Annotated in this window: 7 protein-coding genes and 1 rRNA gene; 3 read left to right on the top strand and 5 right to left on the bottom strand. The window is 72.5% G+C overall.

What is annotated here, in order from left to right; genetic code table 11:
• A 5S ribosomal RNA gene (gene rrf, locus ACZ7L4_RS19460) occupies positions 1–93 on the top strand; the annotation flags it as partial.
• An 85-nt stretch (positions 94–178) separates the two neighbouring features.
• On the opposite strand, the gene ACZ7L4_RS19455 is transcribed toward rrf, so the two are convergent.
• From ACZ7L4_RS19455 to ACZ7L4_RS19435, 5 genes are all read right to left on the bottom strand, one after another.
• Positions 179–1,489: a DUF58 domain-containing protein gene (locus tag ACZ7L4_RS19455; protein ID WP_472103982.1), complete on the bottom strand. Its 1,311-nt coding sequence runs from the start codon at positions 1,487–1,489 to the stop codon at positions 179–181.
• Between the two features lie 29 nt (positions 1,490–1,518).
• On the bottom strand, positions 1,519–2,508 hold the full coding sequence (locus ACZ7L4_RS19450) for an AAA family ATPase (protein WP_450817316.1): 990 nt from the start codon (positions 2,506–2,508) through the stop codon (positions 1,519–1,521).
• A complete protein-coding gene (locus ACZ7L4_RS19445; protein WP_472104074.1) occupies positions 2,508–3,671 on the bottom strand; it encodes a DUF4350 domain-containing protein in 1,164 nt (387 codons plus the stop codon). Before ACZ7L4_RS19445 ends, ACZ7L4_RS19450 begins: the two co-directional genes overlap by 1 nt.
• A 224-nt stretch (positions 3,672–3,895) precedes the next feature.
• Entirely contained in the window at positions 3,896–4,588 is a 693-nt protein-coding gene (locus tag ACZ7L4_RS19440) for a DUF4129 domain-containing protein (protein WP_472103980.1), read from the bottom strand.
• A 4-nt stretch (positions 4,589–4,592) separates the two neighbouring features.
• Positions 4,593–5,942 (bottom strand): DUF7847 domain-containing protein, encoded by a 1,350-nt coding sequence (locus ACZ7L4_RS19435; protein WP_472103978.1) that lies wholly within the window; start codon positions 5,940–5,942, stop codon positions 4,593–4,595.
• Between the two features lie 140 nt (positions 5,943–6,082).
• Between ACZ7L4_RS19435 and mtnA the strand changes: the two genes are divergently transcribed.
• Both mtnA and mtrA read left to right on the top strand, forming a co-directional pair.
• Positions 6,083–7,270, top strand: coding sequence for an S-methyl-5-thioribose-1-phosphate isomerase (mtnA, locus tag ACZ7L4_RS19430; RefSeq protein WP_472103976.1), 1,188 nt, complete (start codon positions 6,083–6,085; stop codon positions 7,268–7,270).
• Positions 7,271–7,274: 4 nt separating this feature from the next.
• Entirely contained in the window at positions 7,275–7,964 is a 690-nt protein-coding gene (gene mtrA / locus ACZ7L4_RS19425) for a two-component system response regulator MtrA (protein WP_323179534.1), read from the top strand.

Genomic DNA, 7,964 nt, shown 5'->3' with positions numbered 1-7,964 from the left:
ACGCCCGGTTACATTCCGAACCCGGAAGCTAAGCCTCACAGCGCCGATGGTACTGCAGGGGGGACCCTGTGGGAGAGTAGGACGCCGCCGAACTATTTTTGAAGAAAAGCCCCGTGCCAATGGCACGGGGCTTTTCTGCGTTTAGGGGTCCGCCGCCGGGCCCGTTCCTCGAATTTCCTCAAAGGCGGCCGGCGGATTTCAGGGACAGGTAGGCGTCCGCCAGGGCTGGAGCCAGTTCGGATGGGGTGGCGTCCACGACGGTGACGTTGTGGCGGGTGAGTTGTTCGGCTGTACGGAGGCGTTCGGCCTTGGCCTGGGCCGCTGACGCGGCGTCGTAGATGGCTTCCGTGGTGCCCCGGGCCGAGGCCATCGATTCGACTTTCGGGTCGGCGACCGAGGCCACGACGACCGTGTGACGTTTGGTGAGGCGTGAGAGGACCGGGAGCAGGCCCTCTTCGATGGGGGCGGCGTCCAGGGACGTAAGAAGGACGATGAGGGAACGGCGGTGCGCTGTGTGCAGGGCGGTTGCCGTGAGGCCTCGGGCGTCCGTTTCGATGAGTTCGGGTTCCAGCGGGGCCATGGCGTTGACCAGGGCAGGGAGGACGTCGCCTGCGGTGCGGCCCTGGACGAGGGCGCGGGTTCGGCGGTCGTAGGCCAGCAGGTCGACGCGGTCGCCGGCGCGGGATGCCAGGGCGCCGAGGAGGAGTGCGGCGTCCATGGAGGCGTCGAGGCGCGGGGCGTCGCCGACGCGGCCGGCGGAGGTGCGGCCGGTGTCGAGGACGAGAAGGATGTGGCGGTCGCGTTCCGGGCGCCAGGTGCGGACGGCCACCGACGAGTGGCGGGCCGTTGCGCGCCAGTCGATGGAGCGGGTGTCGTCCCCGGGGACGTATTCGCGGAGGCTGTCGAATTCGGTGCCCTCGCCCCTGGTCAACACGCTGGTGCGGCCGTCGAGTTCGCGGAGGCGGGCCAGTTTGGAGGGGAGGTGCTTGCGGCTGTGGAAGGGCGGCAGGACGCGGACCGTCCAGGGAACCCTGTGGGTGCCTTGGCGCGTGAAGAGGCCGAGGGGGCCTTGGGAGCTGACCGTGACGCGGTCCGCCGTGCGGTCGCCGCGGCGGGTGGGCTGCAGGCGGGTGGTGATGCGGCGCCTCTCGCCTGCGGGGATGTTCACGCGGTGGCGGGACGCGGCGTACTCCATGCCGGGCTGCCAGCTGCTCGGGGGCCAGGCGTCACGGATTCGCGCGCGCAGGGGGCGGCGTGAGGGGTTGGTGATCGTGAGGGTGACGTCGGCCGGGTCTCCGAGGCGTACGGAGGTGTCGCCGGAGCGCGTCAGGCGCAGGCGGCGTACGGGGGCGGCCAGGGCGAAGTCGCAGGCGCAGGCCAGGGCCAGGGGGGTGTTGACGGCCAGGATGCCTGTCCAGCTCGGCTCCCAGATGCCGATGGGGAGGGAGCCGAGCGCTGCGAGCAGGGCTGTTCGTCCGGTCAGAGCCATGGTCGTGTCGTCCTCCGTTGTGTGCCGGGTCAGCGGGGGACGGGGACGTGGGTCAGGATCGCGTTGATGACCGAGTCCGCGGTCACGCCCTCCATCTCGGCCTCCGGACGGAGTTGGATGCGGTGGCGGAGGGTGGGCAGGGCGAGGGCCTTGACGTCGTCGGGGGTGACGTAGTCGCGGCCGGTCAGCCAGGCCCAGGCGCGGGCTGTGGCGAGGAGGGCCGTGGCGCCGCGCGGCGAGACGCCGAGGGTGAGGGACGGGGACTCGCGGGTGGCGCGGCAGATGTCGACCACGTAGGCGGTGATCTCGGGGGAGACCGTCGTCTTGGCGACCGCGGTGCGGGCCGTTTCGAGGTCGGCGGCCGTGGCCACCGGGCGGATGCCTGCTGCTTGCAGGTCGCGGGGGTTGAAGCCGGAGGCGTGGCGGGTCAGGACGTCGATCTCGTCCTGGCGGGACGGCAGCGGGACGTTCAACTTGAGGAGGAAGCGGTCCAGTTGGGCCTCGGGGAGGGGGTAGGTGCCCTCGTACTCGACCGGGTTCTGGGTCGCGATCACCATGAAGGGGTCGGGGAGTTGGCGGGCCGTGCCGTCCACCGTGACCTGGCGTTCCTCCATCGCTTCGAGGAGGGAGGACTGGGTCTTGGGCGGCGTGCGGTTGATCTCGTCGGCGAGGACGAGGTTGGTGAAGACCGGGCCCGGCTGGAAGGAGAAGCGGGCGGTGTTCGTGTCGTAGACGAGGGAGCCCGTGACGTCGCTGGGCATCAGGTCCGGGGTGAACTGGACGCGCTTCGTGTCGAGTTCGAGGGACGAGGCGAGGGCGCGGACGAGGAGGGTCTTGGCGACGCCGGGCACGCCTTCGAGGAGGACGTGGCCGCGGCAGAGCAGGGCCACGACCAGGCCCGTGACGGTGGGGTCCTGGCCGACCACGGCCTTGGCGATCTCCGTGCGAAGGGCTTCCAAGGACGCCCTTGAGCTGCGGGGATCCGTCGTGGGCCCGGCGTTGTCAGTGGTCGGGTCCATCATGGATTCCGTACCTCACTTTCGAGGGCGTCGAGGTGGTCGGCGAGTGCGATGAGTGCTGCGTCGGACGCGGGTGGCGGGCCGAAGAGGAGGGTGCGTGGGTCCCGGGCGGGCGTGGGGAGTTGGCGTGCCAGGGCCGGGAGGAAGGTCTCGGGCGAGTGGGCCTGGGAGACGGGGACGCCGATGAGGGGGGCCAGGCGGGTGCGGGTGGAGATACGCAGAGCTGTGGCGGCGCGGTCGCGGGCGTTCGCCTTGCGGTAGAGGCGGGCGCGGCCTTCGACGGTTTCGGAGGCGCGGATCGCGACGGGCAGGCGCTCCTGGACCAGGGGGCCGAGGCGGCGTGCGCGCCACAGTGCGGCCAGTGCTGCCGCGATGAAGAGCTGAAGGGTGCCCCAGAGCCAGCCCTTGGGGATCAGGTCGACGAAGCTGCGGTCGTTCTGCGCGTCGTCGGCCGCCGAGTCGTCGGAGGGGGAGGGGAGGTACCAGGTCACATGCGGGTGCGAACCGAGGAGTTGGAGGGCGAGCGAGGCGTTGCCCTGTTCGTCGAGGCGGTCGTTGAGAAGGATGTCGGGGGAGCCGAGGACGACCGTGTCGCCGTTGCCGGACGGGGACGGCAGGCGCAGGAGGGTGGGGGAGCCGAAGCTCGGGTAGCAGGAGTCGGCGCCGGTGAGCGTCGTGCCGTAGCGGTGGCCGCCGGTGTTCGCGGGGCCGGCGCGACGGGCCTCGGGGAGCGTGCAGCCGGGCGCGAGGGGCTTGTCGGCGGCAGGCTCGGGGTCGGCGGTGACGCCCGGGGCCAGTGTCTCGACCGAGGCGCCGGGTGCGACGAGAACCGTGCGGCCGCCGGAGTCGGCGGTGGCGGCCTGGAGCCGGGACTGCTGACGGGCCGTGAGCCGGTCGGGCGTGGCGACCAGGAGGGTCGTGTCGGGGCCCACTGCGGCGCGGGCCTCGTCGGTCGTGGTGACCACGCGCGTGTCGACGCCCCGGTCGGCGAGGAGTTCGGCGACGGCGCGGCTGCCGCGCTGGTCGGCGGAGCGCGGATCGAGGGCGCCGTGCTGGTCACCGGAGCGGACGACCGCGATGACCACGGCGGCGACCAGGAGGAAGGCCAGGGCCAGGGCGATGCCGCGGGTGCGGGTCCAGATCTGGCGGGCGGTCGGCGTGATGGAGGTGGTGTCACCGGGGCCGCCCGGGCTGTCGCCGGGTGGCGGTGGTGGCGGGGCGAGCGTGGTCGTCGTCGTGGACCGCGGGTGGGCGGCCGGGGTGGGGGCCGGCTGGTCGAGCGGGCGGTCGCTGGGGTGCGCGGTGGGCTGCGTTGGGTGCGGCTGGTCGGATGTCGGGTCGCCTTGGACGCGCGCCGGGTCCGGGGTGCTGGGGCTGGTCGGTTCGGTCACCGGGTGGCTCCCGCGGCGGCGGCGAGGTCGGGAGTGGTGCGTTCCACCTCGGCGTCCAGGGTGGCGAGGCGTTCGTACGTCTCCGGGGTCGCGGTGCGGCCGCCGTACGCGATGTCGTCGAAGTCGCGGGCTGCCGCGCGGAGGCGGTCCGCGTGCTGGGGCAGCGGTCGGGCCGCTTCGGCGGCGGCCTCGTCGGCCGTGCGGCCGGGGCGCGGGTCGAGGAGCGCGCGTTCCTCAAGGGAGCGGACCAGGGCGCGCATCCGTTCCTGGACGGCCTGGTTCCAGTGGCCCTGGGCGGCGTGTGCCGCGGCGGCCGAGCGGTGTTCGGCGGCGCTGCGCGGGCGGTCGTCGAAGAGCGGGGGCGCGGAGCCGGGGGAGCGGCGCGGAGTGCCGAGGCGCCACCACAGGGCGGCCGCCACGGCGACGACGGCCAGCAGGATCACGAGGAGGCCGACGGTGCCGCCGGGGGCGGCGCCGGACGCGGCGGAGAAGAGCTCGTCGATCCAGTCCCAGAACTTGTTCAGGGCGCGCATGAACCAGTTCGGGTCGTCCTGGTGGTACGCGGGCTTGGACAGCTCGCGCTGCGCCGCCTCCCGCGCGGGGTCGCGCGGAATCCTCACCGGCGGCTCGTCGCCGCCGGTGAGGACCGACGAGATCGTCGTGTGGAGCACTCCCCCAAGTGCGCTCACGCCATCAACTCCCCGGAGTGGCGCCGGGGGCGGACCCGTAGTCGGGCAGGCCCGCGGCCCGGGCGAGTTCGAGGTCGAGGGCCTCGCGGCGGATGCGCTGGTCGATGTAGAGGAGCACCGTGACGCCGGCCGTGATCGGGAAGGTGATGGTGGAGCCGACGACCGAGCCGATGCCGGTGATGATGAGGAAGGCCCAGCCGAAGTTCCCGCCGCTGTCCAGGAGGCCGGAGAAGCCGTCTCCGCTGACCGCCCCTGCGATGGCGGTGAACGGGAAGAGGATGATCTCCGAGACGATCGCGGCGATCAGGGACGCCAGGATCGTGATGCCGAAGACGCGCCACCAGGAGCCGCGGACGAGCTTGGTGGAGCGGCCCATGGCCTTGCGGACCGTCTGCTTCTCCAGCATCAGCGCGGGCGAGGCCAGCGACAGGCGGACCATCAGCCAGATCGTCACGACGAGCCCTGCGAGGCCGCCGACGACACCGAGCGCGACACCGCCCTCGGGGGAGCCGAGTGCGCCGACCAGGATGCCGGGCGCGACGCTCACGAGCATGATGGCGGCGGCGATCAGGGGGAGCAGCAGCGTCAGGCCGAGCAGCCTGAGGATCTGCGGCCGGGCGTCCCGCCAGGCCTCTCCTATGGTGACGGGCCGGCCGAGCACGGCGCGGCTCGTGACCGTCGTCAGCAGGGCCGTCGCGACGATCGTGCCGAGCAGCGTGACGACGGCGACGAGCGCGGAGCCGATCAGGAGCGATCCCAGGGCGCTGAAGATCTCGCGCGGGGTGGCGTCGGGGTTGTCGAGAGCCGTGGTGGTCGCCGCGTCGTTGAGGACGAAGCCCTGGAGGAGGACCGCCAGGAGCTGGGTGACAACGGCGACCGTCAGCGAGATGCCGAGGACGGTGCGCCAGTAGGTCCGCATCGTCGACACCGCGCCGTCGAGGATCTCGCCGACGCCGAGCGGGCGCAGCGGGATGACGCCGGGCTTGGCCGCCGGGGGCTTGCCCTGCCAGCCGCCGCCCCAGCCGGGGTAGCCGCCGGGTCCGGGGCCGCCCGGCCCCTGGCCGTAGCCACCGCCGCCGCCCTGGCCGCCCCAGGCCTGACCGCCCCAGCCCTGGCCGGGAGCCGGCGGGGGCGGGGGTGGGGTCTGGGCGGAGCCGGAGGGGGCGGACCACTGGGCGGGAGGCGGCTGCTCCTTGGACCACTTCGGGCCCTGACCTGCGGCGTCCTGCGGGGGCGTGTCCTGTGGACCGCTGCCCTGCGCCTCGCCGTTCTGGTCGGGGCCGTCCTTGCGGTTGCCGTCCGGGCCGTCGGAGGGGGCAGATCCGGGCGATGCCCAGCCCGGAGTGTCGTTCATCGTCGCTCCTTCAAAGTGCCCGTCCGCGGTCGCGGCAGCAGGTTGGCTGCCATCGTGCCATGGGGTGGGTGCCGGATGACCTGGCCCCGGGAGGGCTGCATGCCTTCAATTGTCGGGTCGGTCCGGGGCAGACTGGGCGGATGGCTGATCAGTACGCGCAATCCGGAGAGGACATACGGCTCGTCGGCGGCACACGGCCCGAGGCCGTCGACATCCCGGCGATCAGGTGGGAGGAGCCGGCGGAGGGGCCCGTTCTGGTGCTGCTCGACCAGACGAGGCTGCCCGCCGAAGAAGTCGAGCTGGTGTGCACGGATCCGCAGGCCCTGGTGCAGGCGATCCGTTCCCTGGCCGTGCGCGGTGCGCCGCTGCTCGGGATCGCGGGGGCGTACGGGGTGGCGCTCGCGGCCGTCCGCGGCTTCGACGTCGAGGAGGCGGCGGGGGCGCTGGCCGACGCGCGGCCCACCGCGGTGAATCTGGCGTACGGGGTGCGCAGGGCGCAGGAGGCGTACCGGTCCGTGCTCGGCAGCGCGGCGGGTGACGGGGAGCAGGCGCGGGAGCGGGCCGCCGCCGCGGCGCTCGCCTCGGCGCGGGCGCTGCACGCGGAGGACGCGGAGGCCAGCACCAGGATGGCCGGGCACGGTCTGCGGCTCCTGGACGAGCTGGTGCCCGGTGGCAACCACCGCATCCTGACGCACTGCAACACCGGGGCGCTGGTCTCCGGCGGCGAGGGCACGGCCTTCGCGGTCGCGCTCGCCGCGCATCGGGCGGGGCGGCTGCGCCGGCTGTGGGTGGACGAGACGCGTCCGCTGCTGCAGGGCGCCCGGCTGACCGCCTACGAGGCCGCGCGCAACGGGATGGCGTACACGCTGCTCACGGACAACGCGGCGGGGTCGCTGTTCGCGGCGGGTGAGGTGGACGCCGTGCTGATCGGTGCGGACCGGATCGCGGCCGACGGTTCGGTGGCCAACAAGGTGGGGAGCTATCCGCTCGCGGTGCTGGCGCGTTATCACCATGTGCCGTTCATCGTGGTGGCGCCGGTGACGACGATCGACCCGGAGACCGCGGACGGGGCTTCCATCGAGGTGGAGCAGCGGGCCGGGCATGAGGTGACGGAGGTCACGGCGCCGCGGGCGCCGCTGGCCGGAGTGGAGGCAGGTGGCGGGATTCCGGTGGCACCGCTGGGGACGCAGGCGTACAACCCCGCGTTCGATGTGACGCCTCCGGACTTGGTGACGGCGATCGTCACGGAGTGGGGCGTTGTGTCGCCTGTGACACATGATGGCCTGGGTGAACTGTGTGCCAGTTCACTCCAGGCAACGATGAGCTAATGGGATGATGTGGTCCATGAAGGGACGAGTCCTTGTCGTCGACGACGACACCGCACTGGCCGAGATGCTCGGCATTGTGCTGCGTGGTGAAGGTTTTGAGCCGTCGTTCGTAGCTGACGGCGACAAGGCGCTGGCCGCTTTCCGTGAGACCAAGCCCGATCTGGTGCTGCTCGATCTGATGCTGCCGGGCCGGGACGGTATCGAGGTGTGCCGCCTGATCAGGGCGGAGTCCGGGGTGCCGATCGTGATGCTCACGGCGAAGAGCGACACCGTCGATGTGGTGGTGGGCCTCGAATCGGGGGCCGACGACTACATCGTGAAGCCGTTCAAGCCGAAGGAGCTGGTCGCCCGGATCCGGGCGCGGCTGCGGAGGTCGGAGGAGCCCGCGCCGGAGCAGCTCGCCATCGGTGACCTGGTCATCGATGTGGCGGGGCATTCGGTCAAGCGCGAGGGGCAGCCGATCGCGCTGACGCCGCTCGAGTTCGATCTGCTGGTCGCGCTCGCGCGCAAGCCCTGGCAGGTGTTCACGCGTGAGGTGCTCCTCGAACAGGTGTGGGGCTACCGGCACGCCGCGGACACGCGCCTGGTCAATGTGCACGTGCAGCGGCTGCGCTCCAAGGTCGAGAAGGACCCCGAGCGGCCGGAGATCGTGGTGACCGTCCGAGGCGTCGGTTACAAGGCAGGACCGAGCTGA

Source organism: Streptomyces sp. NPDC107575 (assembly GCF_055657265.1).
Note: the sequence above shows the minus strand (reverse complement) of the source record. Positions and strands in the feature narration are given on the sequence as shown.

What these genes read in the sequence shown, in the direction of transcription:
- ACZ7L4_RS19455 (WP_472103982.1), bottom strand. Translation starts at nt 1,489, where the DNA reads ATGGCTCTGACCGGACGAACAGCCCTGCTCGCAGCGCTCGGCTCCCTC.
- ACZ7L4_RS19450 (WP_450817316.1), bottom strand. Translation starts at nt 2,508, where the DNA reads ATGGACCCGACCACTGACAACGCCGGGCCCACGACGGATCCCCGCAGC.
- ACZ7L4_RS19435 (WP_472103978.1), bottom strand. Translation starts at nt 5,942, where the DNA reads ATGAACGACACTCCGGGCTGGGCATCGCCCGGATCTGCCCCCTCCGAC.
- mtnA (WP_472103976.1), top strand. Translation starts at nt 6,083, where the DNA reads ATGGCTGATCAGTACGCGCAATCCGGAGAGGACATACGGCTCGTCGGC.
- mtrA (WP_323179534.1), top strand. Translation starts at nt 7,275, where the DNA reads ATGATGTGGTCCATGAAGGGACGAGTCCTTGTCGTCGACGACGACACC.